Source organism: Streptomyces carpinensis (assembly GCF_002154505.1).
In the GTDB taxonomy this organism is placed as follows: Bacteria; Actinomycetota; Actinomycetes; order Streptomycetales; family Streptomycetaceae; genus Streptomyces; species Streptomyces carpinensis.
This window is the reverse complement of sequence record NZ_MUBM01000144.1, coordinates 1-26952: the sequence shown is the minus strand read 5'-3', so window position 1 is coordinate 26952 and position 26952 is coordinate 1. Positions and strand designations below refer to the sequence as shown.

At 72.2% G+C, this 26952-nt stretch carries 24 protein-coding genes; 14 read left to right on the top strand and 10 right to left on the bottom strand.

What is annotated here, in order from left to right; translation table 11 throughout:
- Positions 1 to 5: 5 nt before the first annotated feature.
- The 7 genes from BZY54_RS19660 to BZY54_RS19630 all read left to right on the top strand — a co-directional run bounded on the left by BZY54_RS19660 (position 6) and on the right by BZY54_RS19630 (position 8143).
- Positions 6 to 2834 carry a DNA translocase FtsK gene (locus tag BZY54_RS19660; protein ID WP_167414024.1) on the top strand — a complete coding sequence of 943 codons (2829 nt, stop codon included), beginning with the start codon at positions 6 to 8 and terminating at the stop codon, positions 2832 to 2834.
- A 285-nt stretch (positions 2835 to 3119) separates the two neighbouring features.
- Positions 3120 to 3968, top strand: a complete 849-nt coding sequence (locus tag BZY54_RS19655) for a helix-turn-helix domain-containing protein (RefSeq protein ID WP_086726492.1) — start codon at positions 3120 to 3122, stop codon at positions 3966 to 3968.
- A gap of 114 nt (positions 3969 to 4082) precedes the next feature.
- Positions 4083 to 5555, top strand: a complete 1473-nt coding sequence (rimO, locus tag BZY54_RS19650) for a 30S ribosomal protein S12 methylthiotransferase RimO (protein ID WP_086726491.1) — start codon at positions 4083 to 4085, stop codon at positions 5553 to 5555.
- Positions 5552 to 6370, top strand: a complete 819-nt coding sequence (gene pgsA / locus BZY54_RS19645) for a CDP-diacylglycerol--glycerol-3-phosphate 3-phosphatidyltransferase (RefSeq protein ID WP_086726490.1) — start codon at positions 5552 to 5554, stop codon at positions 6368 to 6370. Before rimO ends, pgsA begins: the two co-directional genes overlap by 4 nt.
- Positions 6367 to 6912, top strand: coding sequence for a CinA family protein (locus BZY54_RS19640; protein WP_086726489.1), 546 nt, complete (start codon positions 6367 to 6369; stop codon positions 6910 to 6912). Before pgsA ends, BZY54_RS19640 begins: the two co-directional genes overlap by 4 nt.
- 109 nt (positions 6913 to 7021) lie before the next feature.
- Positions 7022 to 7396, top strand: a complete 375-nt coding sequence (locus tag BZY54_RS19635; protein ID WP_030178264.1) for a helix-turn-helix domain-containing protein — start codon at positions 7022 to 7024, stop codon at positions 7394 to 7396.
- A 345-nt stretch (positions 7397 to 7741) separates the two neighbouring features.
- On the top strand, positions 7742 to 8143 hold the full coding sequence (locus BZY54_RS19630; RefSeq protein WP_143668077.1) for a hypothetical protein: 402 nt from the start codon (positions 7742 to 7744) through the stop codon (positions 8141 to 8143).
- 11 nt (positions 8144 to 8154) lie between these two features.
- Here the strand turns inward: BZY54_RS19630 and BZY54_RS19625 are convergent, their stop codons facing one another.
- Both BZY54_RS19625 and BZY54_RS19620 read right to left on the bottom strand, forming a co-directional pair.
- Positions 8155 to 9000, bottom strand: coding sequence for a DNA-formamidopyrimidine glycosylase family protein (locus BZY54_RS19625; RefSeq protein WP_086726487.1), 846 nt, complete (start codon positions 8998 to 9000; stop codon positions 8155 to 8157).
- A gap of 39 nt (positions 9001 to 9039) precedes the next feature.
- Complete coding sequence (locus BZY54_RS19620) at positions 9040 to 14031, bottom strand: ATP-dependent helicase (protein ID WP_086726486.1); 4992 nt, start codon at positions 14029 to 14031, stop codon at positions 9040 to 9042.
- A 275-nt stretch (positions 14032 to 14306) separates the two neighbouring features.
- On the opposite strand from BZY54_RS19620, the gene BZY54_RS19615 reads away from it, so the two are divergent.
- Genes BZY54_RS19615 through BZY54_RS19605 form a run of 3 tightly spaced genes read left to right on the top strand, consistent with a single transcriptional unit; the run spans position 14307 to position 16347 of the window.
- Complete coding sequence (locus tag BZY54_RS19615; protein ID WP_086726485.1) at positions 14307 to 15287, top strand: AraC family transcriptional regulator; 981 nt, start codon at positions 14307 to 14309, stop codon at positions 15285 to 15287.
- On the top strand, positions 15173 to 16042 hold the full coding sequence (locus BZY54_RS19610) for an AzlC family ABC transporter permease (RefSeq protein ID WP_086726484.1): 870 nt from the start codon (positions 15173 to 15175) through the stop codon (positions 16040 to 16042). Before BZY54_RS19615 ends, BZY54_RS19610 begins: the two co-directional genes overlap by 115 nt.
- The gene (locus BZY54_RS19605; protein WP_086726483.1) at positions 16039 to 16347 is read left to right on the top strand and encodes an AzlD domain-containing protein; all 309 of its coding nucleotides are present in this window, start codon (positions 16039 to 16041) and stop codon (positions 16345 to 16347) included. Before BZY54_RS19610 ends, BZY54_RS19605 begins: the two co-directional genes overlap by 4 nt.
- Positions 16348 to 16411: 64 nt before the next feature.
- On the opposite strand, the gene BZY54_RS19600 is transcribed toward BZY54_RS19605, so the two are convergent.
- Positions 16412 to 17356 carry a hypothetical protein gene (locus BZY54_RS19600; protein ID WP_086726482.1) on the bottom strand — a complete coding sequence of 315 codons (945 nt, stop codon included), beginning with the start codon at positions 17354 to 17356 and terminating at the stop codon, positions 16412 to 16414.
- A gap of 80 nt (positions 17357 to 17436) precedes the next feature.
- Here BZY54_RS19600 and BZY54_RS19595 point away from each other — a divergent pair, with 80 nt between their 5' ends.
- Positions 17437 to 17631 (top strand): DUF3046 domain-containing protein, encoded by a 195-nt coding sequence (locus BZY54_RS19595; protein WP_086726481.1) that lies wholly within the window; start codon positions 17437 to 17439, stop codon positions 17629 to 17631.
- Positions 17632 to 17691: 60 nt separating this feature from the next.
- Positions 17692 to 19029, top strand: coding sequence for an AI-2E family transporter (locus tag BZY54_RS19590; protein WP_086726499.1), 1338 nt, complete (start codon positions 17692 to 17694; stop codon positions 19027 to 19029).
- 21 nt (positions 19030 to 19050) lie between these two features.
- Here BZY54_RS19590 and BZY54_RS19585 read toward each other — a convergent pair whose 3' ends face one another.
- Positions 19051 to 19842: a hypothetical protein gene (locus BZY54_RS19585; RefSeq protein ID WP_086726480.1), complete on the bottom strand. Its 792-nt coding sequence runs from the start codon at positions 19840 to 19842 to the stop codon at positions 19051 to 19053.
- A gap of 313 nt (positions 19843 to 20155) precedes the next feature.
- Between BZY54_RS19585 and recA the strand changes: the two genes are divergently transcribed.
- Positions 20156 to 21283, top strand: a complete 1128-nt coding sequence (gene recA, locus BZY54_RS19580; protein ID WP_086726479.1) for a recombinase RecA — start codon at positions 20156 to 20158, stop codon at positions 21281 to 21283.
- A gap of 3 nt (positions 21284 to 21286) precedes the next feature.
- Complete coding sequence (recX, locus tag BZY54_RS19575; RefSeq protein ID WP_086726478.1) at positions 21287 to 22078, top strand: recombination regulator RecX; 792 nt, start codon at positions 21287 to 21289, stop codon at positions 22076 to 22078.
- A gap of 211 nt (positions 22079 to 22289) precedes the next feature.
- On the opposite strand, the gene BZY54_RS19570 is transcribed toward recX, so the two are convergent.
- The 6 genes from BZY54_RS19570 to BZY54_RS19550 form a co-directional block, all read right to left on the bottom strand.
- Complete coding sequence (locus BZY54_RS19570; RefSeq protein WP_086726477.1) at positions 22290 to 22691, bottom strand: rhodanese-like domain-containing protein; 402 nt, start codon at positions 22689 to 22691, stop codon at positions 22290 to 22292.
- Complete coding sequence (locus tag BZY54_RS19565) at positions 22688 to 23269, bottom strand: cupin domain-containing protein (protein WP_086726498.1); 582 nt, start codon at positions 23267 to 23269, stop codon at positions 22688 to 22690. Before BZY54_RS19565 ends, BZY54_RS19570 begins: the two co-directional genes overlap by 4 nt.
- Before the next feature lie 103 nt (positions 23270 to 23372).
- Positions 23373 to 23420, bottom strand: a complete 48-nt coding sequence (locus BZY54_RS55465; protein ID WP_351226683.1) for a hypothetical protein — start codon at positions 23418 to 23420, stop codon at positions 23373 to 23375.
- Positions 23421 to 23557: 137 nt separating this feature from the next.
- Positions 23558 to 25177: an FAD-dependent monooxygenase gene (locus tag BZY54_RS19560; protein WP_086726476.1), complete on the bottom strand. Its 1620-nt coding sequence runs from the start codon at positions 25175 to 25177 to the stop codon at positions 23558 to 23560.
- Between the two features lie 175 nt (positions 25178 to 25352).
- Positions 25353 to 26237, bottom strand: a complete 885-nt coding sequence (locus BZY54_RS19555; RefSeq protein ID WP_086726475.1) for an amino acid ABC transporter permease — start codon at positions 26235 to 26237, stop codon at positions 25353 to 25355.
- Positions 26234 to 26899: an amino acid ABC transporter permease gene (locus BZY54_RS19550; RefSeq protein WP_086726497.1), complete on the bottom strand. Its 666-nt coding sequence runs from the start codon at positions 26897 to 26899 to the stop codon at positions 26234 to 26236. Before BZY54_RS19550 ends, BZY54_RS19555 begins: the two co-directional genes overlap by 4 nt.
- Positions 26900 to 26952: the final 53 nt, after the last annotated feature.

Below are 26952 nucleotides of genomic sequence, written 5' to 3'. Positions count from 1 at the left end.
CACCCATGGCCTCACGTCCCTCCGCAGCCAAGAAGCAGCCCGCCAAGAAGGCGGCCGCTCCCGCAAAGGCTCCGGCGAAGAAGGCCGCTGCGAAAAAGGCGCCGGCCAAGAACAGCCCGGCCAAGAAGGCACCCGCCAAGAAGCCGGCGGCCAAGAAGGCCGTGCCCAAGCCCGCTCCGAACCCCACCGGGGGCGTGTACCGGCTCGTGCGCGCCCTCTGGCTCGGGCTGGCACACGCCGTCGGCGCCGTGTTCCGCGGAGTCGGGCGGGGCGCCAGGAACCTCGATCCCGCCCACCGCAAGGACGGCGTCGCGCTGCTGCTGCTCGCCGTCGCCCTGATCGTCGCCGCCGGTACCTGGGCCGATCTGCGCGGGCCCGTCGGTGACCTGGTCGAGATCCTGGTCACCGGCGCCTTCGGCCGACTCGACCTGCTCGTGCCGATCCTGCTCGGGATCATCGCCGTGCGCTTCATCCGGCACCCGGAGAAGCCCGAGGCCAACGGCCGCATCGTCATCGGTCTGTCCGCGCTCGTCCTCGGCGTGCTCGGGCAGGTCCACATCGCCTGCGGCTCGCCCGCCCGCAGCGACGGCATGCAGGCGATAAGGGACGCCGGCGGTCTGATCGGCTGGGGCGCGGCGACCCCGCTGACGTACTCGATGGGCGAGGTGCTCGCCGTACCGCTGCTGGTGCTGCTCACGGTGTTCGGTCTGCTCGTCGTCACCGCGACCCCGGTCAACGCCATCCCGCAGCGGCTGCGACTGCTGGGCGTGAAGCTCGGTCTCCTGCCCGACCCGGAGGACGGCGAACTCGAGGAGTACACCGAGGACGACGCCCGCTACGACGACCAGTGGCGCGAAGCGCTGCCCGCGCGCCCCCGCAGGCGTCAGACCGCGCCCCAGGCCTACGACCCCGACGGCGCGGAACAGGAGGCCCTCGCCAAGCGCCGTGGCCGGCCCCGGCGTTCCGCCGTGCCGCAGCCCGACATGGGACGGCAGATGGACGCCGTGGACGTCGCGGCCGCTGCCGCCGCCGCGCTCGACGGCGCTGTCCTGCACGGCATGCCGCCGTCGCCGATCGTCGCGGACCTGACCCAGGGCGTCACCGTCGGAGACCGGGCCGAGGCCCCGACCCCGACTCCGGTTCCGGCCGCGCGTCCCGAGCAGGACGGTCCGCCCGCCGGACCCGAGACGGACGCGCCGGCCGCCCGGCCCGCGCAGGACACGCCCGCGCAGGAGCGACCGGAGAAGCCGCAGAGGCAGGAGAAGCCGTCGGCGGGCGTCCCCGACCTCACCAAGACCCCGCCGCCCCACGAGGACCGTGAGCTGCCGCCGCGCGCGGAGCAGCTCCAGCTGTCCGGTGACATCACCTACTCCCTGCCCGCGCTGGACCTCCTGGAACGGGGCGGCCCGGGCAAGGCGCGCAGCGCCGCCAACGACGCCATCGTCGACTCGCTCACCACCGTCTTCACCGAGTTCAAGGTCGACGCCCGCGTCACCGGCTTCACCCGCGGGCCGACGGTCACCCGTTACGAGGTCGAGCTCGGTCCCGCCGTGAAGGTCGAGCGGATCACCGCGCTGACGAAGAACATCGCCTACGCCGTCGCGAGCCCGGACGTGCGGATCATCAGCCCGATCCCCGGCAAGTCCGCGGTCGGCATCGAGATCCCGAACACGGACCGGGAGATGGTCAACCTCGGTGACGTGCTCCGGCTGGCGGAGGCGGCCGAGGACGACCACCCGATGCTCGTCGCGCTCGGCAAGGACGTCGAGGGCGGCTACGTGATGGCCAACATCGCGAAGATGCCGCACGTCCTCGTCGCCGGTGCCACCGGCTCCGGCAAGTCGTCCTGCATCAACTGCCTGATCACCTCGATCATGATGCGGGCGTCCCCGGAGGACGTCCGCATGGTCCTGGTCGACCCCAAGCGCGTCGAGCTGACCGCGTACGAGGGCATCCCGCACCTGATCACGCCGATCATCACCAACCCCAAGCGGGCCGCCGAGGCGCTGCAATGGGTGGTACGGGAGATGGACCTCCGCTACGACGACCTGGCGGCCTACGGCTTCCGGCACATCGACGACTTCAACGAGGCCGTCCGCAACGGCAGGGTGAAGTCGCCGGAGGGCAGCGAGCGCGAGCTGCAGCCGTACCCGTACCTGCTGGTGATCGTCGACGAGCTCGCCGACCTGATGATGGTCGCGCCGCGTGACGTCGAGGACGCGATCGTGCGCATCACGCAGCTCGCGCGCGCGGCCGGCATCCACCTGGTGCTCGCCACCCAGCGGCCCTCGGTCGACGTCGTCACCGGTCTGATCAAGGCGAACGTGCCCTCGCGGCTCGCCTTCGCCACCTCCTCGCTCGCCGACAGCCGCGTCATCCTCGACCAGCCCGGTGCCGAGAAACTGATCGGCAAGGGCGACGGGCTGTTCCTGCCGATGGGAGCGAGCAAGCCGACCCGTATGCAGGGCGCCTTCGTGACCGAGGAGGAGGTCGCGGCGGTCGTCCGACACTGCAAGGAACAGATGGCGCCGGTGTTCCGGGACGACGTCACCGTCGGCAGCAAACAGAAGAAGGAGATCGACGAGGACATCGGCGACGACCTCGACCTGCTGTGCCAGGCGGCCGAGCTGGTCGTCTCCACGCAGTTCGGGTCGACGTCCATGCTCCAGCGCAAGCTGCGCGTCGGCTTCGCCAAGGCCGGGCGGCTGATGGACCTCATGGAGTCCCGGAACATCGTCGGCCCCAGCGAGGGGTCCAAGGCGCGGGACGTACTCGTGAAGCCCGACGACCTGGACGGGATCCTGGCCGTGATTCGAGGCGAGTCCGAGGGGTAGCAGCAGGGGGTCGTCTGCCCGGGGCGGTTGCCCTCCGGGGTGACGGGTGGGTCCACCGTGATCCACCCGTTAGACAGTGGTGAGCAACCGTTTCCCCTGGGCGTACGTCAAGTTGAGCGAGAGGACCGGTGCGGGTCCCGCCATGGGCGCCACACCTGTCCCACCATCGGATTGTCCGGCCATCCCGATGGCGTACAAAGTGCTACCGCCGGGTCGCTCCATCCTTTGGCACCCCCCTAGACTGAACGTCCAGCACAGGCGGCTACACGCTCGAAAGGCGCCCCCGTGTCCATCGGCAACTCCCCTGAAGACGAGCGTCCGTTCGAAGACGTTTCCGAGGAAGCCCGCCCCTCCATCGGCCGTGTCCTGAAGGACGCGCGGCTCGCCGCCGGGCTGACCGTCGACGAGGTCAGCGCCGCCACCCGGGTCCGTATCGCCATCGTGCACGCCATCGAGGCCGACGACTTCGCCCCCTGCGGCGGGGACGTCTACGCCCGCGGGCACATCCGGACCCTGGCCCGTGCCGTGCACATCGATCCGGCCCCGCTGCTCGCGCAGTACGACGCCGAGCACGGCGGCCGCCCCGCCCCCACCCCGGCCGCCCCGCTGTTCGGGGCGGAACGTATCCGCCCGGAGCGGCGCGGGCCCAACTGGACCGCGGCCATGGTCGCCGCGATCGTGGTCGTCGTCGGTTTCGTCGGCTTCACCGCCGTCAAGGGCGGCAGCGGCGGTGGCGACACCAACGCCAAGTCGCACGTCGCCGAGGGCTCCACGCCCGGCACCGGCAAGCCCTCCTCGCCCAAGCCGACGGGCGGCAAGCCCGCCGACCAGAAGCCGGCCCCGTCCGACAGCGCCATCGCGGCCGCGCCCCAGGACAAGGTGACCGTCCAGGTCAGCGCCCCGAACGGGCGCAGCTGGATCTCCGCCAAGGACCACAACGGCCGCATGCTCTTCGACGGGCTCCTCAACAAGGGCGAGTCCAAGACCTTCCAGGACAGCACCAAGATCAACCTCATCCTCGGTGACGCCGGCGCCATCCAGCTCTACGTCAACGGCAAGAAGATCGAGGACCAGTTCCAGCCGGGCGCCGTGGAACGCCTCACGTACACCAAGGGCGACCCGCAGGTCGGTTAGCCCTCCGGCCGGCCCCTTCACGGGGGCCGGAGCAGGCACGCGTCGAAGGGGTTGGCCAGGATCGGCCAACCCCTTCGACGTGGGGTGTCGGTGGGACGAAGTAGTCTTGAGCCCATGCCTGAACGCCGTACCGTCGCACTCGTCACTCTCGGCTGCGCCCGTAACGAGGTGGACTCGGAGGAGCTCGCAGGCCGTTTGGAGGCGGACGGCTGGCAGCTCGTGGAGGACGCCGCGGACGCGGACGTCGCCGTGGTCAACACCTGTGGCTTCGTGGAGGCCGCCAAGAAGGACTCCGTCGACGCCCTCCTGGAGGCCAACGACCTCAAGGACCACGGCAGAACCCAGGCCGTCGTCGCGGTCGGCTGCATGGCCGAGCGGTACGGCAAGGAACTGGCCGAGGCCCTCCCCGAGGCCGACGGCGTGCTCGGCTTCGACGACTACGTGAACATCTCCGACCGCCTGCAGACCATCCTGAACGGTGGCATCCACGCCTCGCACACCCCGCGCGACCGCCGCAAGCTGCTGCCGATCAGCCCGGCGGAGCGGCAGGAGGCCGGTGCCTCGGTCGCGCTGCCGGGGCACGCTCCCGCGGATCTTCCGGAAGGTCTCGCTCCGGCCTCCGGCCCGCGCGCACCCCTGCGCCGCCGCCTGGACGGGTCCCCGGTCGCCTCGGTCAAGCTCGCCTCGGGCTGCGACCGGCGCTGCTCGTTCTGCGCCATCCCGTCCTTCCGCGGCTCCTTCATCTCCCGCCGCCCGAGCGACGTGCTGAACGAGACGCGGTGGCTCGCCGAACAGGGCGTCAAGGAGATCATGCTGGTCTCCGAGAACAACACCTCCTACGGCAAGGACCTCGGCGACATCCGCCTGCTGGAGTCCCTGCTGCCCGAGCTGGCCGAGGTCGACGGCATCGAGCGCGTGCGGGTGAGCTACCTCCAGCCGGCCGAGATGCGCCCCGGGCTCATCGACGTCCTGACCTCCACCCCCAAGGTCGTCCCCTACTTCGACCTGTCCTTCCAGCACTCCGCGCCCGGTGTGCTGCGCGCCATGCGCCGCTTCGGCGACACGGACCGCTTCCTCGAACTGCTCGACACCATCCGCTCCAAGGCGCCCGAGGCCGGCGCGCGCTCCAACTTCATCGTCGGCTTCCCCGGCGAGTCCGAGGCCGACCTGGCCGAACTGGAGCGCTTCCTGAACGGCGCGAGGCTGGACGCCATCGGCGTCTTCGGCTATTCCGACGAGGAGGGCACCGAGGCGGCGACCTACGACGACAAGCTGGACGAGGACGTCGTCGCCGATCGACTGGCACGTGTCTCCCGGCTGGCCGAGGAGCTCGTCTCGCAGCGGGCCGAGGAGCGCGTCGGTGAGACGGTGCGGGTACTCGTGGAGTCCGTGGACCCCGAGGAGGGGGTGTACGGGCGGGCGGCGCACCAGGCGCCGGAGACGGACGGCCAGGTGCTGCTCACCAGCGGCGAGGGCCTGAGCGTCGGCCGTATGGTCGAGGCGAAGGTGGTCGGCACGGAGGGTGTCGACCTGGTGGCCGAGCCGCTGGCGGGCGCGTTCACGTCCAGTGAGGAGGCGGGCAGATGACCGGAGTCCCGGCATCCGCGGCGGGCGGCTCCTCCGGCGCGCAGGGGGCGGCCAGGGGGGCGGCCTCGCGCCGAGGCGGCGCGGACGGGGCTTCGGGCGCCGCTCGTCCCTCTGCCGTCGAGTCCGGCAAAGCGGATCGTGCCGACCGCGCTGCCGATCGCTCGGCGGAGGAACAGGAAGACGGCAAGCCCGCGCGCGGCGGGAAGATCACGGCCGCCGCCGTCAACCAGGCCAGCGTGTGGAACGTCGCCAATCTGCTGACCATGCTCCGGCTGCTCCTGGTGCCCGGCTTCGTGATGCTGATGCTGGCCGACGGCGGGTACGACCCCGCGTGGCGCTCGTTCGCCTGGGCGGCCTTCGCCGTCGCCATGATCACCGACCTGTTCGACGGGCACCTGGCACGGACCTACAACCTGGTCACCGATTTCGGGAAGATCGCCGACCCCATCGCCGACAAGGCGATCATGGGGGCGGCGCTGATCTGTCTCTCCGGGCTCGGCGACCTGCCCTGGTGGGTGACCGGTGTGATCCTCGGCCGGGAACTCGGGATCACCCTGTTGCGTTTCCTCGTCATCCGCTACGGCGTCATCCCCGCGAGCCGCGGCGGCAAGCTGAAGACGCTCACGCAGGGCGTCGCCGTCGGGATGTACGTGCTGGCGCTGACGGGCTGGCTGGCCACCCTGAGGTTCTGGGTCATGGCCGTGGCCGTCGTGCTGACCGTCGTGACCGGACTGGACTATGTGAGACAGGCCATTGTGCTGCGCAGGCGGGGAATCGCCGAGCGCCGGGCAGTGTTGGAGGGGTCGGAAGGGTGAGTTCGCCGGCCGCCGAAGTCGTGGGACTGCTCACGGTGAGGGGCGAGACGATCGCCGTCGCCGAGTCGCTGACCGGTGGACTGGTCGCGGCGGAGATCACCTCCGTCCCGGGGGCCTCCAAGGTCTTCCGGGGTTCGGTCACCGCGTACGCCACTGAGCTCAAACACGAGCTACTGGGTGTCGACGCCACTCTGCTGGCGCAGCGCGGTGCGGTGGATCCGCAGGTCGCGGCGCAGATGGCGGTCGGCGTGCGGAAGGCCCTGGGAGCCGACTGGGGCATCGCGACCACCGGGGTCGCCGGCCCCGACCCCCAGGACGGACAACCTGTCGGCACGGTCTTCGTGGCCGTGGACGGGCCCTTCGGAACGGAAAACGGAGCGGTCCGTGACGGGAAAACGGCGGCGCTGCGGTTGAACGGCGGCCGGGCGGAAATTCGTATGGAGACTGTACGGAGTGTGCTCACACTGCTTCTGGAGCAGATTGCGGGCGAACAGACCGGGAATGAGCGGGCACAGGATACGGAACGGAACGGGGGGTTTTGATGTTTGCAGCCCTGAGTGAACACGACATCGCTCCCCGCACGGCCGCGGCGCGAGGCGGTACGGTGGGGCGTGAAGGATGCGGCTACGCGGTCCGAGGAGGGAGCCACCGATGATTCTGCTCCGTCGCCTGCTGGGTGACGTGCTGCGTCGGCAGCGCCAACGCCAGGGCCGTACTCTGCGCGAAGTCTCCTCGTCCGCCCGAGTCTCGCTCGGCTATCTCTCCGAGGTGGAGCGGGGGCAGAAGGAGGCTTCCTCCGAGCTGCTCTCCGCCATCTGCGACGCGCTGGACGTACGGATGTCCGAGCTCATGCGGGAAGTGAGCGACGAGCTCGCCCTCGCCGAGCTGGCCCAGTCTGCTGCGGCCACCGAGCCCGTGCCCACGCCGGTTCGCCCGATGCTGGGTTCCGTGTCGGTGACCGGTGTGCCACCGGAACGGGTGACCATCAAGGCACCCGCCGAAGCGGTGGACGTGGTCGCCGCGTGATCGTTCACGCGCACGCGAGCTGACACATACGTCGTGAGGCCCCGGCCGGGGCTTCTCCGGGAAATCCGGGGGAGCCCGGCCGGGGCCTTCGCCTGTGCTGGTGCCTTCGTCTGTGCCGGGCCTTCGTTTGTGCCTTCGCCGGTGCGGGGCGATGGTGGAGGCCGGGCCGTGCTCCCGTGTGACCGGCGCTGAGAGGAGACGGGAGCGCCGCCATGTGCTCCGGTGCGCCCTCCTGCACACCGGGACGGCGTTCTAGCGTCGGGCTGCCGACGGGCGAGCGGTCGGAGGGGCTGCCGGTCTCTCGGGCTGTCGGCTGCCGGGCTGGAGGTGGGTGCGGTGGGTGCGATGGCGGGGCCGATAGCGCGCTGGGGGGCCGCTCTGGGGCTCGGCGCGGTGTGGTGGTGGGCGGTGCTGAGACTGGTCCTGTCGAGCGACGCGGGGGTGCTGGAGGGAGCGGTCGCGGCAGGCGGGTGGGGACTGAGCCTGCTGCCCGTGCACTGCGTACCCAAGGGCGGGTCGACGGATACGCCGGAGGCCGACGGGCGGCCTGGGCCGCCGTCCGACCAGGTGCCCGGACCCAGCGACCAGGCCCCGGAGCCGTTCGACCAGGTGCTGGGGCCGAACCCCGTGGACAGCGCGGGCTCCTCGTTCGCTGAGTCCGGCGGATGGCCCTTCGGGCACGACGGGGAAACGCCGTCCGCCGGCGGTGGATGGCCGTTCGGCACTCCGGCCGAGCCACCGCCCTGACGGGGCGGGTGTCAGTTGCTCGTACGGCGGTAACGGTCCCGCCACTTCTGCGGGGAACCCGGCGCGGGCGCGGGACCGGCCTGGCACCTCGGACACCAGTACGTGGGGCGCTCCTGCGAGCCGTCGCCCTGGTCGGCCACGCGCACGGAGGTGCCGCAGCGCAGGCAGGGCCGTGGAGCTCGGCCGTAGACGAACAGATCCTGCCCGCGCACACCCGTGGTCCGGCGGACCACACGGTCGCGGTTGGCCTCCAGGAGCTTCTTCGCCAGCGCGGGCAGCTTCGGAGCGTGCTCCGCCGGCAGGGCACCCACGGGCAGCCACGGGGTGACACCGAGCAGGAAGCAGAGCTCGCTCTTGTAGACGTTGCCGATGCCGGCGAGATTGCGCTGGTCGAGCAGGGCCTCGCCGAGCGGGCGGGAGGGGGCGGCCAGGAGGTTGGCCAGGGCCAGGTCGGGGTCCCAGTCGGGACCGAGAAGGTCCGGACCGAGGTGGCCGACGGTGCGCTCCTCCTCGGTGGTGCGCATCAGCTCCAGCACCTGGAGGCGGTAGCCGACCGCGGTGCGGTCGGCGGTGGCCAGGACGGCGCGGATCTGGTGGGCGGGGCCGCCCTTCCACCGTTCGCCGCCGCCGTACACCTTCCAGGCGCCCTCCATCAGCAGGTGCGAGTGCAGGGTCAGGCCGCCCTCGAAGCGGGTGAGCAGGTGCTTGCCGCGGGAGACCGTGTCCAGGACGGACCGGCCGGCGAGGTCGACCGTGGCGTACTTCGGCACCCGGAAGTCGCTTCGGGTCAGCACCTTGCCCGCGAGGGCGTCGTGCAGTCGCCTCGCGGTCTGCCAGACCGTGTCACCTTCGGGCATGGGTCAAGGGTGACATGCTCGCGTGCACGTCCGCTGCGGTCATGCGCGCAGGCGCAGCCCGCGCGGGGTCGCGATGAAGCCCGCTCCTTCCAGGAGGGTGCCGATGGGCGAGGTAAGGGCCGAGGCGCCGTTGACACGCTCCACCGTGACCGTGCCGAGGGAGCCCGCGCGTGCGGCGGCGGCCAGCGCCTCGGCGGCGGCCCTCAGACGCGGGTCGTCGGTGGCCGCGGCATCCGGGTCGGCGGGCCAGGCCAGCAGGGTCTTCCCGCCGCGCTCCATGTACAGGGCCGGCTCGCCGTCCACGAGCACCACCAGGGAGCCGGCCTTGCGTCCCGGCTTGTGCCCGGCGCCGGTCGGCGGCTCCGGCCAGGGCAGGGCGGCACCGTAGGCGTTCGCGGGATCGGCGGCCGCCAGGACGACAGCCCGGGAGTCGGCGGATCCGCCACGGCCACGCCGGGCACCGAGTCCGGAGCCCCCGTACGGGAGGGCCTGCCCGCCGCCCCGTGGGCCGCCGTAGCCCGGTGACGTGAGGTCCCGGGGGGAGACGTATTCGTCCGGCGAGGTGCGGCCGCCGGCCGGCCAGTCGAGGTCACCGCCGAAGCCGTTGGTGCCGGGGCCGGTGGTGTCGAAGCCGCCGGTCGGTCCGAAGCCGTCGATCGGTTCGAAGCCATGGGGCGATTCCAGGCCGCCGGGCGGTTCGAAGCCGTCGGGTGTCAGGAAGCCGTCGGGGGAACCGAAGCCGTCCGGACCCCCGCCGCCGGCGAAACCCGAGCCGGGCAGGCCCTCGCCGCGCTCGCGCGCGTTGGCCACCGCACGGATCCGGTCCACCGCGCCGTCCATCGCGAACTGCGCCGCGCCCAGACCCTCCACCACGTACCCCCGACGGGCCTGGCCGCTCTCCTCGAAGGCGGACAGGATCCGGTACACGGCCGAGAAGCCGCCCTCGACGCCCTCCGCGGACACAGCCCCCCGGGTGACCACACCGTGCCGGTCGAGGAGGGTGCGGGCGAGCGCGTGGGCGCGCACAGTGGTGTCGGGCTCGCGCCCGGGCAGCAGGGACCAGCGTCCGGCGACGGTCGGCGGGCCGCTGCGCGAGGCGGAGCGGGCGGCGGCGGTCAACGAGCCGTAACGCCCGCGCGGGACGGCGCGCTTGGCACGGTGGGCGGTGGAGCCCGCGGTACGCCCCGAGCCCAGCAGGGAACGCATCGGGGCCAGGGTGTCGTTGGTCAGCCGTCCCGACCAGGCCAGGTCCCAGAGGGCATCGGCCAGTTGGGGATCGGTGGCCTCGGGGTGGGTCGTCGCGCGGACCTGATCGGCGATCTGACGGAAGAACAGGCCGTAGCCGCCGGAGAGGGCGTCCAGGATCGACTGGTGGAGCGCGGTCAGCTCCAGCGGGTGCGGGGGCGGCAGAAGGAGCGGGGCCGCGTCCGCGAGATACAGGGAGATCCAGCCGTCCTTGCCGGGCAGTGCCCCCGCGCCCGCCCACACCACCTCACCGGCCGAGGTGAGTTCGTCGAGCATCGACGGGGTGTAGTTCGCCACCCGTGAGGGCAGCACCAGCTTCTCCAGCGCCGAGGCGGGCACGGACGCGCCCTGCAACTGCTCGACGGCGCGTACCAGTCCGTCGATGCCTCGCAGGCCGTGCCCCTTGCCGATGTGCTGCCACTGGGGCAGGAACTGGGCGAGCGCCGCCGGCGACACCGGCTCGAGCTCGTGCCGCAGCGCGGCCAGCGAACGTCGGCGCAGCCGGCGCAGGACCGCCGCATCGCACCACTCCTGGCCGATGCCCGCCGGGTGGAACTCGCCCTGGACCACGCGGCCGCTCGCGGCGAGCCGCTGCAGCGCGCCCTCCGTGACCGCCACGCCCAGGCCGAAACGGCCCGCCGCCGTGGCCGAGGTGAACGGGCCGTGGGTGCGGGCGAAGCGCGCGAGGAGGTCACCCAGCGGGTCCTTCACCGGCTCGGTGAACGCCTCCGGGACGCCCACCGGCAACGCGGTGCCGAGCGCGTCGCGCAGCCGGCCCGCGTCCTCGATCGCGGCCCAGTGGTCGGCGCCGGCGATCCGGACCCGGATGGCCCTGCGGGCACCGGCCAGTTCCTGCGCCCAGCCGGGCTCCGCGCCCCGCTCGGCCAGCTCCGCGTCGGTGAGCGGGCCGAGCAGCCGCAGGACGTCCGCGACGCCCTCCACGTCCTTGACCCGGCGGTCCTCGGTCAGCCACTGCAGCTCCCGCTCCAGCTCGACCAGCACCTCGGCGTCCAGCAGTTCGCGCAGCTCCGCCTGGCCCAGCAGCTCGGCCAGCAGCCGGGAGTCCAGGGACAGGGCTGCGGCGCGACGCTCGGCGAGCGGGGAGTCGCCCTCGTACAGGAACTGCGCGACGTACCCGAAGAGAAGCGAGCGCGCGAACGGTGAGGGCTCGGGCGTGGTGACCTCGACCAGGCGGACCTTGCGGGACTCGATGTCCCCCATCAGCTCGACCAGGCCCGGAACGTCGAAGACGTCCTGAAGGCACTCGCGGATCGCCTCCAGGACGATCGGGAAAGAACCGAACTCGCTCGCCACCTGGAGCAGTTGGGCCGCGCGCTGGCGCTGCTGCCACAGCGGGGTGCGCTTGCCGGGGTTGCGGCGCGGCAGCAGCAGCGCGCGGGCGGCGCACTCGCGGAAGCGGGAGGCGAACAGGGCCGAGCCGCCGACCTGGTCGGTGACCATCTGGTCGACCTCGCCCTTGTCGAACGCGACGTCCGCCGCGCCGACGGGCGCCTGTTCGGCGTCGTACTCCAGACCGGCCTTCACGGGCTCCTGGTCGAGGAGGTCCAGGCCCATCAGGTCGGCGTCGGGAAGGCGCAGCACGATGCCGTCGTCGGCGTGCATGACCTGAGCGTCCATGCCGTACCGCTCGGACAGGCGGGCGCCGAGGGCGAGCGCCCACGGGGCGTGCACCTGGGCGCCGAAGGGGGAGTGCACCACCACTCGCCAGTCGCCCAGCTCGTCGCGGAAGCGCTCCACGACGATCGTCCGGTCGTCCGGGACGTGGCCGCACGCCTCGCGCTGCTCCTTCAGATACGCAAGGACGTTGTCCGCGGCCCAGGCGTCGAGTCCGGCCGCGAGCAGCCTGAGCCGGGCGTCCTCGTCCGGCAGGGATCCGACCTCGCGCAGGAACGCGCCCACCGCGCGGCCCAGTTCCAGCGGGCGGCCCAGCTGGTCGCCTTTCCAGAACGGCAGCCGGCCCGGTACGCCCGGCGCGGGGGAGACGAGGACCCGGTCGCGTGTGATGTCCTCGATGCGCCAGGAACTGGTGCCGAGCGTGAAGACGTCGCCGACCCGGGACTCGTAGACCATCTCCTCGTCCAGCTCGCCGACCCGGCCGCCGCCCTTCTTGGGGTCGGAGCCGGCGAGGAAGACCCCGAACAGCCCGCGGTCGGGGATCGTGCCCCCGGAGGTGACGGCGAGGCGCTGCGCGCCGGGCCGGCCGGACACCGTGCCCGCCACCCGGTCCCACACCACGCGCGGGCGCAGCTCCGCGAACGCGTCGGACGGGTAGCGGCCGGCGAGCATGTCGAGGACGGCGGTGAAGGCCGATTCCGGCAGCGAGGCGAACGGCGCGGACCGGCGGACCAGGGCGAGCAGGTCGTCGACCTGCCAGGTGTCCATCGCCGTCATCGCGACCATCTGCTGGGCGAGGACGTCCAGGGGGTTGGCGGGCACCCGGAGGGACTCGATGGCACCGGAGCGCATCCGCTCGGTGACCACCGCCGCCTGGACCAGGTCACCGCGGTACTTCGGGAAGACCACGCCGGTGGAGACGGCACCGACCTGGTGTCCCGCGCGGCCGACGCGCTGCAGACCGGAGGCCACGGACGGCGGGGACTCCACCTGCACGACGAGGTCCACGGCGCCCATGTCGATGCCCAGCTCCAGGCTGGAGGTGGCCACCACGGCCGGGAGACGGCCCGCCTTCAGGTCCTCCTCGACGAGCGCGCGCTGCTCCTTGGAGACCGAGCCGTGGTGGGCGCGGGCGATGACCGCCGGCGCGCCGTGCGCCGCGCCCGAGCCGCCCATCAGCTCGGCCGGGGAGTGGTGCTCGTCCAGGGACTGACCGGTCGTCCGCTCGTAGGCGATCTCGTTGAGCCGGTTGCACAGACGCTCGGCGAGCCGGCGGGAGTTGGCGAACACGATCGTCGAGCGGTGGGCCTGCACCAGGTCCGTGATCCGCTCCTCGACGTGCGGCCAGATCGACGGCCGCTCCGCGCCGTCGTTGCCGTCGGCGGCCGGGGAGCCGCCGAGCTCGCCCAGGTCCTCGACCGGGACGACGACCGACAGGTCGAACTCCTTGCCGGACTCCGGCTGGACGATCTCCACCTTGCGGCGCGGCGACAGATAGCGGGCGATCTCGTCGACCGGACGGACGGTCGCGGACAGTCCGATGCGGCGGGCCGGCTTCGGCAGCAGCTCGTCCAGCCGCTCCAGGGACAGCGCGAGGTGGGCGCCGCGCTTGGTGCCGGCGACCGCGTGCACCTCGTCCAGGATCACCGTCTCGACACCGGTCAGCGCGTCGCGCGTGGCCGACGTGAGCATCAGGAACAGCGACTCGGGCGTGGTGATCAGGATGTCCGGCGGCCGGGTGGACAGCGCACGGCGCTCGGCGGGCGGGGTGTCGCCTGAGCGGATGCCGACCTTCACCTCCGGCTCGGGCAGGCCCAGGCGGACGGACTCCTGCCGGATGCCGGTGAGCGGGCTGCGGAGGTTGCGCTCCACGTCGACGGCGAGGGCCTTCAGCGGGGACACGTACAGCACCCGGCAGCGCTTCTTCGGGTCGGCCGGGGGTGGGGTGGAAGCCAGCTGGTCCAGGGCGGCGAGAAAGGCGGCCAGGGTCTTGCCGGAGCCGGTCGGGGCGACCACCAGCACGTCCGAGCCCGCGTCGATGGCCTGCCACGCGCCCGCCTGGGCCGCGGTGGGCGCGGAGAAGGCCCCCGTGAACCAGCCGCGGGTCGCGGGGGAGAAGCCGTCGAGGGCCCGGTGTGCATCGCTGACCATGCGTCCATCGTGCACCCACCGACTGACAGTGCGCTCTGACCTGGGGATTTGCTGCCTATGAGGACGGCTGGCTCGCGTGCCGCACGGCGGGACGGGGTTGCGGCGGAGGCCGCGGCGGCGGTCCGTTCCGGCGCCGGGCCGCGGGGAAGGGGCCGCCACCGGCCTCGGGGAAGGGGCCCCGTCCCTGGCCGTCCCGCGAAGGACCCGTCCCGCGGAGTACCCGATCCGGCCGTCCCGCGGCGGATCCGCTCCCGGCCTCGGCGGAGAATTGGCGTATGGCGGGATCGGGCGAGGAGCGGGCACGGCACTGGCAGTACGAGGAGCTGCCCGGTGTCGATCTTTTGCGGGCCCGGTATGTCCGCAAGGAGTTCGTGCGGCACACCCACGAGCACTTCGTCATCGCCGCCATCGCCGAGGGCGTGGAGGTGTTCCACCATCGCGGGGCCGACCAGTACGCGGGACCCGGAGCCCTCGCCCTGGTCAATCCCGACACCCCGCACACGGGACGGGCGGGGGTCCCCGAGGGCTGGCGGTACGGGGCCGTGTACCCCGCACCCGAACTGGTGGCCGAGATCGCCGCGGAGACCACGGGGATCCGTGGGACACCGGGGTTCGTGAGCCCGGTGCTCGACGACCCGTACGCCGTGGGACTGGTCCACCAGGTGCTGCGCGCCGCCGACGAGGGGAACGCACTGGCCGCCGACACACTGCTGCGGGTCGCCGTGACCCGGTTGCTGCGGCTGAACGGCGGGATGCTGCCGCAGCGGGCGGTGCGCACGGCGGGGGCCCGGATCGCGGCACGCGCGCGTGCCGTGCTGGAGGAGAGCATGGCCGAGCCGCCGACCCTGGAGAGGCTCGCGGCCGACCTGGGGGCGAGTCCGTTCGCCCTGCTGCGCGCCTTCCGGCAGGCATACGGGATGCCGCCGCACACCTGGCTGACCGACGCCCGGGTGCGGCGGGCCAGGCGGCTGCTGGACGCGGGCATCGCACCGGCGGAGGCCGCCGCGCGCGTGGGGTTCACCGACCAGTCGCACCTCAGCCGGCACTTCTCCCGCATCGTGGGTGTGCCCCCGGGCGCCTACCAGCGGGAGCGCAAGAACGTACAAGACGCGCCGTCCCGGCTGCTCCTACCGTCGGGGGTGTGGCAGAAGAGACAGCTCTCGCAGACGTACGCGCCGGCGGCGCAGGAGAGGCCGGCGCCGGAAAACCGGACGCCGCCGTCGTCCGGGACGCCCTCGGGGTCGGAGTCGCCGTAGGACTGTCGGGGTTCGCCTTCGGGGTGACCTCGGCGGGCAGCGGACTGACGCTGCTCCAGACCTGCGCGCTCAGCCTGCTGGTGTTCACCGGGGCCTCCCAGTTCGCTCTCGTCGGGGCGCTGGCGGCCGGGGGCAACCCGCTCACGGCGGCCGCGGGCGCGTTCTTCTTGGGGGTGCGCAACACGTTCTACGGACTGCGCCTGTCCCAGCTGCTGGCACTCCCGCGCGGGGTGCGGCCCCTGGCCGCCCAGTGGGTCATCGACGAGACCACCGCGGTGGCCCTCGCCCAGCCCACGCGCCGCAGCGCGCGGATCGGCTTCACCGTCACCGGGGTCACCCTGTACGTCCTGTGGAACCTCACCACGCTGCTCGGCGCGCTGGGTGCCAAGGCCCTCGGGGACACCGACGCCTGGGGCTTGGACGCGGCCGGACCCGCCGTGTTCCTCGCGCTGCTCGCCCCCATGGTGAAGACCACCACCGAGCGGGCCGTCGCCGCTGTCGCCGTACTCCTAGGGCTCGGGCTGCTGCCCGTGCTCCCCGCCGGGGTGCCGGTTCTGGCGGCCGCCCTCGCCGCGCCGGTCGTGCTGTACCTGGAGGGCCGCCGCAGGAGCGGCGCCCGTGACGACGCGCGGGGCGTACCAGACGTGAGAAATGCGCCAGACGCACGAGAAGTGCCAGGCGAACGAGAAGTGCGGGACCCGACAGAGGCGCCCGAGGGACGAGAGGTCGCACACGTGCGGGAGGAAGAGCGTTGAACACCTGGATCGCGGTCGCCGCGACCGCCCTCGGCTGCTACGCCGTCAAGCTCGCCGGGCTGCTGGTTCCGGCGGGAGCCCTGGAACGGCCGCTGGTGAAGCGGCTCGCCGCGCTGCTCCCCGTCGCGCTGCTCGCCGCCCTCACCGCCCAGCAGACGTTCGCCGACGGACGTGCGCTCGTCCTGGACGCGCGGGCCGCCGGGCTCGCGGCCGCCGCCGTGGCACTGGTGCTGCGGGCGCCCTTCCTGCTGGTCGTCGCGGCGGCCGTGCTGGTGACGGCCGGGGTGCGGGCCATGGGCGGGTGAGACGCAGGACACCACTTCTTGCCGTGCCGTTCCCGGTCGCCCTCCATCCGGCCCATCCGGTCCATCAGCCGATGGGGCGGCCGTACGCCCTGAGGGTGCGCAGGGCCTCGATCGTCACCATGGGACGTGCCTCGATCGCCGTGCCAGGAGCCCACCGGCGCCAGGTGACCGGCCAGCCGCCGTCCTCCTGCTGCCGGTCGGCGAGGAAGTCCAGGGAGCGGTTCATCTCCTCGTCCGTGAACCACGCGCGCGCGAGGGAGCCGGGTGTCCTGGCGAAGTCGTGCGGGAAGTGGTGCTCCTCGGGGGCGTAGCCGGGCGAGACCGGCCAGGCCCCGAGACGGTCGGGCTCCAGGGCCGCCAGCCGCTGGTCGCGCACCAGACGGCCGAGCCGGTCGGCGGCCTTCTGCGCGCGCGTGCCGTCGGGCACGGAGTCCAGGAACGCGACGGCGGCCTCGATCTCGTACGGATGGGACGTCTCCAGGGACTCGATCCGCTGCCAGCAGAAGTCGGTCGCGCGGAACAGCCAGGCGTGCCACACCTCGTTTCGGTGCAGCAGCCCCACGACCGGCCCGGTGGCCAGGAGGTCGCTCGGCGGATCGTCCACGATCGGTACGAAGGGGGCCGCCGGATAGCCGCGCTGGCTGGGGTGGACCGAGGGCAGCGCGCCGTCCGGGGTGGAGACCGAGGTCAGATAGCGACACACGCGCTCCACGCGCTGACCGCCGCAGCGCCCGATGGCGTCCAGGACGCCCAGCGCGTGGGCGGTGTGCAGCGGCTGGCTCACAGGGCCGCGCAGATCGGGCTCCAGGGAGTGGCCGTACCCGCCGTCGGCGTTGCGGTAGGCGTCCAGCGCGGTCTCGACCGGGTCCGCGCCGCCGTTCAGAAAGTGGTGGGCGAACAGCCGCTGCTCCAGCACGCGTGCGGTGAGCCAGATGAACTGCTCGGCGCGGAACAGCGGGGAGGACGCCGGGGGCGGTGGGGGAGAGGGTGGAGTTCCTGTCTCGGCCATGCGTCAGACCGTAGGGCGGAAAGCGGTCTCGGCAGGCGGGCCCGGGCCGGGGTCACCCGCAGGGGCGGGATACTGGGCTCATGCGGTTGACGGTCTTCTGGGAGCGGATGGCGGAGCACTTCGGTGCCGGATACGCCGACACCTTCGCACGCGACCACGTGATGTCGGAGCTCGGCGGGCGCACGGTGCACGAGGCGCTGGCGGCCGGCTGGGAGGCCCGGGACGTGTGGCGCGTGGTCTGTCAGGTCATGAACGTCCCGCGGGAGAGGCGCTGACCGCCCACCGGGATCGCAGGAGTGTGCGGGACTGTCGGCGGCGTGCGCGAGACTTGCACCGTGGCACCCACTGACGAGTCCGGGCAGACGGCCCAGCACGCACCCTCGACCGGTACGACGCCGCCTTCCCGGCCCCCGGCCGGTGGCACGGCCGGGCCGGGAGCCCGCATGCCGCGCTGGCTGCCGCGCGCGATGGTGCTCGCGCTCGCGCTGATCGCCGCGTTCCAGCTCGGCAGCTGGGCCTTCCACCAGGTCATCGGCCTGCTGATCAACATCCTCATCGCGTTCTTCCTGGCCCTTGCCATCGAGCCCGCGGTGAGCCGCATGGCCGCCCGCGGCATGCGACGGGGCCTCGCGACCTTCCTGGTCTTCCTCGCCCTGGCGATCGCCACGGCGGGCTTCGTCACCCTGCTCGGCTCGATGCTCGCCGGGCAGATCATCAAGATGATCGAGGGCTTCCCGGACTACCTCGACTCCGTCATCAACTGGGTCAACGCCAAGTTCCACACCGACCTCAGACGCGTCGACATCCAGGAGGGCCTGCTCCACTCCGACTGGCTGCGCAAGTACGCGCAGAACAGCGCCGCGGGTGTGCTCGACGTGTCCACGCAGGTGCTCGGCGGCCTGTTCCGGCTGCTGACGGTCGCGCTGTTCTCGTTCTACTTCGCCGCCGACGGGCCACGGCTGCGCCGCACCATTTGCTCCGTCCTGCCACCCGCCCGCCAGGCCGAGGTGCTGCGCGCCTGGGAGATAGCCGTCGACAAGACCGGTGGCTATCTGTACTCGCGCGGTCTGATGGCGCTCATCTCGGGAATCGCCCACTACATCCTGCTGGAGGCCCTGGGCGTGCCCTACGCGCCCGTGCTCGGTGTCTGGGTGGGTCTGGTCTCGCAGTTCATCCCCACCATCGGCACCTATCTCGCGGGCGCCCTGCCGATGCTGATCGCCTTCACGGTCAACCCGTGGTACGCGCTGTGGGTGCTGGGTTTCGTGGTGATCTACCAGCAGTTCGAGAACTACGTGCTGCAGCCCAAGCTGACCGCGAGGACCGTCGACATCCACCCCGCGGTCGCCTTCGGTTCGGTGATCGCGGGCACCGCGCTGCTCGGTGCCGTCGGTGCGCTGATCGCGATTCCCGCGGTCGCCACGTTGCAGGCGTTCCTGGGGGCGTACGTGAAGCGCTATGCCGTCACGGACGATCCCCGCGTCCACGGCCACCGCAGCCGGGTCACGGCACCGGGGCTGCTCACGCGCGCGCGACGGCTGTGGACCGGGCAGCCGGCGGGGGGCGGCGCGGCGGAGACCGGGGCGGCGGACGCTCGGGGTGCGGCCGCGGCCGGAGCGCCGGACGCGCCGCGGGGTCCGGCCGTGGCCGAGGAGACGCCTTCCGGGGAGTGACCGGCCTCCGCGGGCGAGGGTTCAGTAGGTGAGGGCGGCCCGGATCCCGGCGCCGACGACGGCGGCCGAATAGACGGCGACCCCGGCGGTGACGATCCGCAGCCGGACCGGCTCGCTGAGGGAGGTGCGGGACAGCAGCCACGCCAGCGCGGGCAGCACCAGCACCGCGTGCAGACTCACCCCGTGCAGCGGCTTGAGCGGGGCCGTCGAGTGGTACGCCGCCTGCTGGTGACCGGTCCGGGTCAGCACCACGCCCCGCGCGATCATGGCGGCTCCCGAGGCCAGGGCGACGAGGAGGATCGCGAACCCAGAGCGCAGTGCGAGCGCCATCCCGGCGGGGCCGGTCGGCCGTCGCCGGAAGGACACGACCGCGAACCCGGTCAGGAGCACCACGAGGACCCCGCCGCCCACCGCGAGCGTCATCGACACCGCGGTGTCGAAGGGCGTCTCCATGTTCAGGTGCGAGGGCACCCCGCGCCACGCCTGGAGTGTGATGCCGCCCACCTCCACGACGCAGTCGGCGGCGAAGACGGCGAGCAGCGCCGTGCGCAGCCGCTCCCCGACGCGCAGATACGACGTGACCCAGGTGAGAGCGATCAGCGTCACTCCGAAGGACAGCCCGAACGTGACGGGCTTGCGCCAGGAGACGGGCCCGTACCACGGCCCGCCGTCGACCGCGAACACCACCAGGTGCGCCAGGCCGGACAGGACCAGGAGGAGACCGGTGGCGTGGCACAGCCGCTCGGCGGGGCGCAGCGCGCGGGCGCGTACGGACAGGGCGGACGGGTGCCGTGGGAACGTGGAGACTGCCATGGCGCAAGCCTCGCGAAGGCGCCGTGGGCCGTCGTCGTCCGGCTGAAGTCATCCCGCGTACCGCGCGGGGAGTAGGCGGGGGAACGGCGGACGGCCGGGACGCCCCGGTGGCGTGTGGTGCGCTTGACACAAAAATCGAACATCTATTCTTATAGGTGTTCCGGCGGGCTCAACGGAGGGGATTTCGCCCAGTTATGGGGTAGTAGATCCCGTGGTTATCCACAGGCCGGACGTGCGTCGAGGCGCATTGTCAGTGGCAGGCGTTAGCGTCTTTGACGTGAAGCGATCGACTCAAGCAAACCGGGTGGAACCCATGGCAGGAACCGACCGCGAGAAGGCGCTCGACGCCGCGCTCGCACAGATTGAACGGCAATTCGGCAAGGGCGCGGTCATGCGCATGGGCGAGCGGTCGAAGGAGCCCATCGAGGTCATCCCGACCGGGTCGACCGCGCTCGACGTGGCCCTCGGCGTCGGGGGCCTGCCGCGTGGCCGAGTCGTGGAGATCTACGGCCCGGAGTCCTCCGGCAAGACGACCCTGACCCTGCACGCCGTGGCGAACGCGCAGAAGGCCGGCGGCCAGGTGGCCTTCGTGGACGCGGAGCACGCCCTCGACCCCGAGTACGCGCGCAAGCTCGGTGTCGACATCGACAACCTGATCCTCTCCCAGCCGGACAACGGCGAGCAGGCGCTGGAGATCGTGGACATGCTGGTCCGCTCCGGTGCGCTGGATCTCATCGTCATCGACTCGGTGGCCGCGCTCGTCCCGCGCGCGGAGATCGAGGGCGAGATGGGCGACTCGCACGTGGGTCTGCAGGCCCGCCTGATGAGCCAGGCGCTCCGTAAGATCACCAGTGCGCTCAACCAGTCGAAGACCACCGCGATCTTCATCAACCAGCTGCGCGAGAAGATCGGTGTGATGTTCGGCTCCCCGGAGACCACGACCGGTGGCCGCGCGCTGAAGTTCTACGCCTCCGTGCGCATCGACATCCGCCGCATCGAGACCCTGAAGGACGGCACCGAGGCGGTCGGCAACCGCACCCGCTGCAAGGTCGTCAAGAACAAGGTCGCTCCGCCCTTCAAGCAGGCCGAGTTCGACATCCTCTACGGCCAGGGCATCAGCCGCGAGGGCGGCCTGATCGACATGGGTGTGGAGCACGGCTTCGTCCGCAAGGCCGGCGCCTGGTACACGTACGAGGGCGACCAGCTCGGCCAGGGCAAGGAGAACGCGCGCAACTTCCTCAAGGACAACCCCGACCTGGCCAACGAGATCGAGAAGAAGATCAAGGAGAAGCTGGGCGTCGGTGTGCGGCCGGAGGAGCCGACCGCCGAGCCGGGCGGGGACGCTGCGGTCTCGGCCGTCACGGGCGACGCGGCCAAGACGGTGCCCGCTCCGGCGGCCGCCAAGGCCACCAAGCCCAAGGCCGCCGCGGCCAAGAGCTGACCCGTGACACGGCGAACCGACTGGGCCGAGTACGAGTACGGGCACACAGCTTCCGGTGCCCCACGGGGGAGGGGCACCGGGAACCGGCCTGGCGCGGGCGCGGACGGTGCCGGTGTGCACGGGGACGACGACGCGTACCGGCTGGACGGTGGCACGACCGGCTCACGCCGGGGCGGCTCGCGTGACGGCGGGTCGCGCGGCGGGCACGGGCGTCGTCGGCGGGGCTTCGACGAGGCGTCCGTGGCAGAGGGGGACACCTCTTCCTTGTCGAGGGCCGAGCAGGGGGAGTCTCCGGGGGACCCGGTGGAGCGGGCGCGAGCGATCTGTCTGCGCCTGCTCACCGGGACCCCACGCACCCGCAAGCAGCTCGCGGACGCCCTGCGCAAGCGGGAGATCCCGGACGAGGCGGCGGAGCAGGTGCTGTCCCGGTTCGAGGAGGTCGGGCTGATCGACGACAGCGCGTTCGCGGACGCGTGGGTGGAGTCCCGGCATCACGGGCGTGGACTGGCCCGGCGCGCGCTCGCCCAGGAACTGCGCACCAAGGGCGTCGACGCCACGCTGATCGACGAGGCCGTCGGCCGGCTCGACAGCGAGCAGGAGGAGACCACCGCGCGCGAGCTCGTGGCCCGAAAGCTGCGCTCCACCCGGGGCCTGGACCGCGACAAGCGGTTGCGCCGCCTGGCCGGCATGCTCGCCCGCAAGGGCTACTCGCAGGGGCTGGCCCTGCGAGTGGTCAGACAGGCGCTGGAGGAGGAGGGCGAGGACACGGAGTTCCTCGGCGACGAGGGGTACTGAGAGATCAGGTACTCACAGATCAGGACGTGATCGCGCCACCTGGACGCGATCGTCCCGCAGACCGCGAGCGTCCGAGCGGCCTTCGCCGCCGGCCCGGCGGCCCTGCGGCACCACGTCCCCGTTCCCGCGGCGCCGCTACGCCCTCCTTGCGGCACCCCTGCGCCGTCCCAGCAGTGCCGCTACGCCGTCACTGCGGCACCCGCGCGTCCGTCTACGACGTCACCGGCAGCCCGGCCGCCCGCCACGCCTGGAATCCGCCGACCAGGTCGGTCGCCCGGTGCAGGCCCAGCTGGTGCAGGGAAGCGACTGCCAGGCTCGACGCGTAGCCCTCGTTGCAGACGATCACGATTTGCAGGTCGTGGCCGGTGGCCTCGGGGAGGCGGTGGCTGCCCTGGGGGTCCAGTCGCCACTCCAGTTCGTTGCGCTCGACGACGAGGGCGCCGGGGATCAGCCCGTCCCGCTCGCGCAACGCGGCGTAACGGATGTCCACCAGCAGGGCCTCGCCGGCCCGGGCGATGGTGTACGCCGCACGTGGCTCGACGCGCTCATAACCGCGACGGACCCGCTCCAGCAGCTCGTCGATCCCGACCAGCTGTTCGTCCACGCCGCTCACTGCCAGTCCTCCGGGCGCTCGACCTGTTCCAGACGCAACGTCTGGCCGGTGCGACTGTAGCGACGGATCCGCGGCAGCGGCGGGTAGTAGGCGTGCACGGAGATCGCGTGTCGGTCGGTGGACCTGTTGAGCACCTCGTGGACGTGGTGGCGCCCGAAGGCGCGCCCCTGGCCGGCCGGGAGCCGTCGCTCGCGGTCCACGCCGTCGGTGAGTTCCAGGGTCTTCCAGCCGTCGGTGGGCAGCCGTGCGGCGAGCGAGTTCTCCGTCAGCTCACCGGAGGCCGTGACGAAGGCACCGACCGAGTCGGCGTGGTCGTGCCAGCCGGTCCCGGTGCCGGGCGGCCAGCCGATCAGCCAGGCCTCGCTGCCCGCGGGCCCCTCCAGCCGCACCCAGGTGCGGCCCTCGGGGTCGAGCGGCAGGGAGGCGATCAGCTCGGCGTCGGCGGCCACCCGCCGCGCGAAGTCAAGGAGCTCAGCCTGGGTGGGACCCGCAGGTTGCCGAGCAGCCGGAGCAGGCGAGGCGGTCGTGGACGCGGTGGTGGCGGGAACGGATGGGGATGCGGAAGAGAAGACAGACACGTACACCGTCCTGAAGAGCGTTCGCGGAAGGCGCGCGGCGGCACGGTGGTGCAATGAGCGCAGGAGGCGCGAGAGCGGCGCGCGCGGGATGAGGGATGCGAATTCAGCAGAACGGGTGACACACGCAGCCCGCATAGCGGACGAGGTCCATATGGACCCTCCGCCACAGGCGCACATCGGTGTCGGTCACGATCCGGAGTAGAACACGGCGAACCGAAACCGGTCAACTCACCGTCACCATGCGGACCCCACAGTGACGGTGAGTACGGCCCCCCAGATGCCCGGCCGTCAGCGTGCGCCCGCCTCCGCCCGTGTCGCCGTGTGTCCCGGGCCGCCGAGCGTGGCCTCCGCCGCCGTGTACAGGTCGGCGGGGCGGACTCCGCCGAGCGCCGTGACCAGGTGTCCGTCGGGGCGCACCAGCAGCACGGTGTGGGGGGCTGCCCCCGGGTAGCTCTCGGCGACCAGCAGCTCGGCGCGGTGCGGCAGGGCGGTCACCGCGGCCGCCAGCCGGGGCATGATCCCGGCGCCCACCCAGTGCCGGCGCTCCCACACCATCGAGCCCGGTGCCACCAGCACCACCAGCAGCGCCCCCCGGCCCAGCCGCTCCCGCAGCGGTACGAACGAGCCGTCCTCGGCCGTCACCACCACATCGGCGACCGGCGCGCCGACCGGCGTGTCCACCGGCACCTCCGAGTCGAAGCCCGGAGATGCGAGCGGCGAGTCGCCGTACGCCCCCGGCGTACCCAGCGCGCCGCGCCCCACGTGGCCGTCGGTGAGCATCGCGTCGTGGGCGCGTGCCGCCCCGGGGACGTACGAGCGCAGCCCGCCGCCCCCGCGCAGCACCGGCAGCACCTGGTCCGCGGCTCGCAGCCGGGCGGCGACGATCGCCCGCCGCTCCGCCTGGTAGCTGTCCAGCAGAGCCTCGTGCGGCCCGTGGTGCCAGGCCGTGGCCAGTTTCCAGGCCAGGTTGTCGGCGTCCCGCAGGCCCTCGTCCAGCCCGTGCGTGCCGAACGCGCCCAGCAGGTGCGCCGCGTCCCCGGCGACGAAGACGCGACCGGCGCGCCAACGGCGGGCCAGCCGGTGGTGGACCGTGTGGACTCCGGCGTCCAGGAGTTCGTACGACGGCGAGGACTCTCCGGTCCAGCCGGTCAGCGTCTCCCGGATCCGGGAGACCAGCAGCTCGGGCGTGACCAGGTCCTTGCCGGGCGGCAGCAGCCAGTCCAGCCGCCACACGCCGTCCGGGAGCGGGCGTGCGGTGATCTCCCCGGCGAAGGGACCGGTGGTCCGCCACGGCGGCGACCGGTGGAGGAACGCTTCCTCGGGTCGGGGGAGTTCCGTGCGCAGTGCCGCGACGGCATGCCGCTCGACGGCCGTACGGCCGGGGAAGCGGATGTCCTGAAGCTTGCGCACGGTCGAGCGCGGCCCGTCGCAACCGACGAGGTAACCGCCGCGCCACCAGGTGCCGTTCGGGCCACGGGTGTGGGCGGTGACGCCTGCTGCCTCCTGCTCTATGGTGTCGAGGCGGCTGTCGGTGGCGAGTTCGACCAGCGGCTCGCGGGCGACGGCGGCGCGCAGGGCGCCGGTCAGGACGTGCTGGGCGATGTGCAGCGGTGCGGGCACGCCGTCACCGGTCGTCCCGGTGTCGCCGAAGGCGACCTCGCCCGTCACCTGCTTGCGCCGCAGCAGCCGCCATCCGGCCCAGCGCAGCCCGGCCGGGCCGAGCGCCACACCGGCCAGCCGCTCCACCAGAGCGGCCGTGTCCTCGCGCAGCACGACCGTGCGCGCGGCGCGCGGTGTCTCCCTGCCCGGTGTCTCGTCGAGCACGACGGACGGCACCTCCTGGCGCGCCAGCGCCAGGGCGAGCGTGAGCCCGACAGGCCCCGCTCCGACGACGATCACCGGGTCCACGGCGCGGCGTCCCCTGCCCGCAGCGGTGTCCTGACGGACAGACGTGAACAAACAGTAGGAGCAGGGTGCACGATCACAGAACGTATGCAACCCATTGCCGCTGCTTGCGTCAAGTGACGGGGGCGGTGGTGATCACTCCACTGCCCCCGTGTCGCATCTGCCGGGTGACCCTCCGTCAGGCCGCGGTGCCGGCCGACTCGGCGCCCGCCACCGCCGCCGGCGCCAGCACCGCACCGGTCGACTTCTTGGCACGGCGCAGCCGCCGCTCCAGCCAGCTCGCGAAGCTGGTGAGGCTGAAGTTGAGCGCCACGTAGATCAGCGCCACGATCGTGAAGCTCGCGATCGTGTTCGCACCGTAGTAGGAACTCATCGGGGAGACCGCCGCAAGCAGCTCCGGGAAGGTGAGGATCGCGCCGCCGAGTGCGGTGTCCTTCACGATCACCACCAGCTGGCTGACGATGGCCGGCAGCATCGCGGTCACCGCCTGCGGCAGCAGGATCGACGTCATGGTCTGGGTCTTGCGCAGGCCGATGGCCTGGGCGGCCTCAGACTGGCCCTTGGGCAGGGCCAGGATGCCGGCCCGGACGATCTCCGCCAGCACCGAGGCGTTGTAGAGCACCAGGCCGGTGACGACGGCGTACAGGGGGCGGTCGTCGGAGCTGACGTTGGAGTACTGGGCGAACAGCGCGTTCCCGAAGATCATCAGGATCAGCACCGGGATGGCGCGGAAGAACTCCACGATCACGGCGGCCGGAACACGGACCCAGGCGTGGTCGGAAAGGCGGGCTATGCCGAAGAAGGCTCCGAGGGGCAGCGCGACGACCATCGACACGGCCGCCGCGATCAGCGTGTTCTTCAGGCCCGGCAGTATGTACGTGGTCCAAGCCTCGGAACCGGAGAAGAAGGGCTTCCACTTCTCCCAGTCCAGCTGCCCCTTTTCGCTCAGGCTCTGGTACACCCACCAGACGACCCCCGCGAGGGCGAGCAGGAACACGATCGTGTAGACGACGTTGCGCCGCTTGGCCCTGGGCCCCTGCGCGTCGTACAGCACCGAGCTCATCGCTTCACCGCCACCTTCTTGCCCACCCAGCCGAGGATCAGGCCGGTCGGCAGCGTCAGGCACACGAAGCCGAACGCGAAGATCGCGGAGATCAGCAGGAGTTGTGCCTCGTTCTCGATCATCTTCTTCATCAGCAGGGCCGCCTCGGCCACACCGATGGCGGCGGCCACCGTGGTGTTCTTGGTGAGCGCGATCAGAACGTTGGTCAGCGGGCCGACGACCGACCGGAACGCCTGCGGCAGCACCACCAGGGTGAGCACCTGGGTGAAGTTCAGGCCGAGGGCGCGGGCCGCCTCCGCCTGTCCGACCGGCACCGTGTTGATGCCGGAACGGATCGCCTCGCAGACGAACGCCGAGGTGTAGGCGATCAGACCGAGGACGGCGAGCCGGAAGTTGAGGGTGTCGAAGTTCTGCGTGCCGAAGGTGACGTTGAGTGTCTGGTTCAGGCCCAGCGAGGTGAACAGGATGATCACCGTCAGCGGGATGTTCCGCACGATGTTGACGTAGGCGGTACCGAATCCGCGCATGAGCGGCACCGGGCCCACCCGCATGGCGGCCAGCAGGGTACCCCAGACCAGCGAGCCGACGGCTGAGAGCAGGGTGAGCTGCACGGTCACCCAGAAGGCTCCCAGCAGGTCATAACCTTGAAGAAAGTCGAACACGATCTCCCGCGCTTCCGCGTGTGAAGGGGCCGCGGGTGCGCCGCCCCCGTGAA

Excerpts from the sequence above, each read along its gene's own strand:
- BZY54_RS19630 (WP_143668077.1), top strand. The coding sequence starts at position 7,742 with ATGGCGGGGCCGATAGCGCGCTGGGGGGCCGCTCTGGGGCTCGGCGCG.
- BZY54_RS19595 (WP_086726481.1), top strand. The coding sequence starts at position 17,437 with ATGCGGTTGACGGTCTTCTGGGAGCGGATGGCGGAGCACTTCGGTGCC.
- rimO (WP_086726491.1), top strand. The coding sequence starts at position 4,083 with ATGCCTGAACGCCGTACCGTCGCACTCGTCACTCTCGGCTGCGCCCGT.
- BZY54_RS19635 (WP_030178264.1), top strand. The coding sequence starts at position 7,022 with ATGATTCTGCTCCGTCGCCTGCTGGGTGACGTGCTGCGTCGGCAGCGC.
- BZY54_RS19620 (WP_086726486.1), bottom strand. The coding sequence starts at position 14,031 with ATGGTCAGCGATGCACACCGGGCCCTCGACGGCTTCTCCCCCGCGACC.
- BZY54_RS19555 (WP_086726475.1), bottom strand. The coding sequence starts at position 26,237 with ATGAGCTCGGTGCTGTACGACGCGCAGGGGCCCAGGGCCAAGCGGCGC.
- pgsA (WP_086726490.1), top strand. The coding sequence starts at position 5,552 with ATGACCGGAGTCCCGGCATCCGCGGCGGGCGGCTCCTCCGGCGCGCAG.
- BZY54_RS19625 (WP_086726487.1), bottom strand. The coding sequence starts at position 9,000 with ATGCCCGAAGGTGACACGGTCTGGCAGACCGCGAGGCGACTGCACGAC.
- BZY54_RS19585 (WP_086726480.1), bottom strand. The coding sequence starts at position 19,842 with ATGGCAGTCTCCACGTTCCCACGGCACCCGTCCGCCCTGTCCGTACGC.
- BZY54_RS19660 (WP_167414024.1), top strand. The coding sequence starts at position 6 with ATGGCCTCACGTCCCTCCGCAGCCAAGAAGCAGCCCGCCAAGAAGGCG.
- BZY54_RS19615 (WP_086726485.1), top strand. The coding sequence starts at position 14,307 with ATGGCGGGATCGGGCGAGGAGCGGGCACGGCACTGGCAGTACGAGGAG.
- recA (WP_086726479.1), top strand. The coding sequence starts at position 20,156 with ATGGCAGGAACCGACCGCGAGAAGGCGCTCGACGCCGCGCTCGCACAG.
- BZY54_RS19600 (WP_086726482.1), bottom strand. The coding sequence starts at position 17,356 with ATGGCCGAGACAGGAACTCCACCCTCTCCCCCACCGCCCCCGGCGTCC.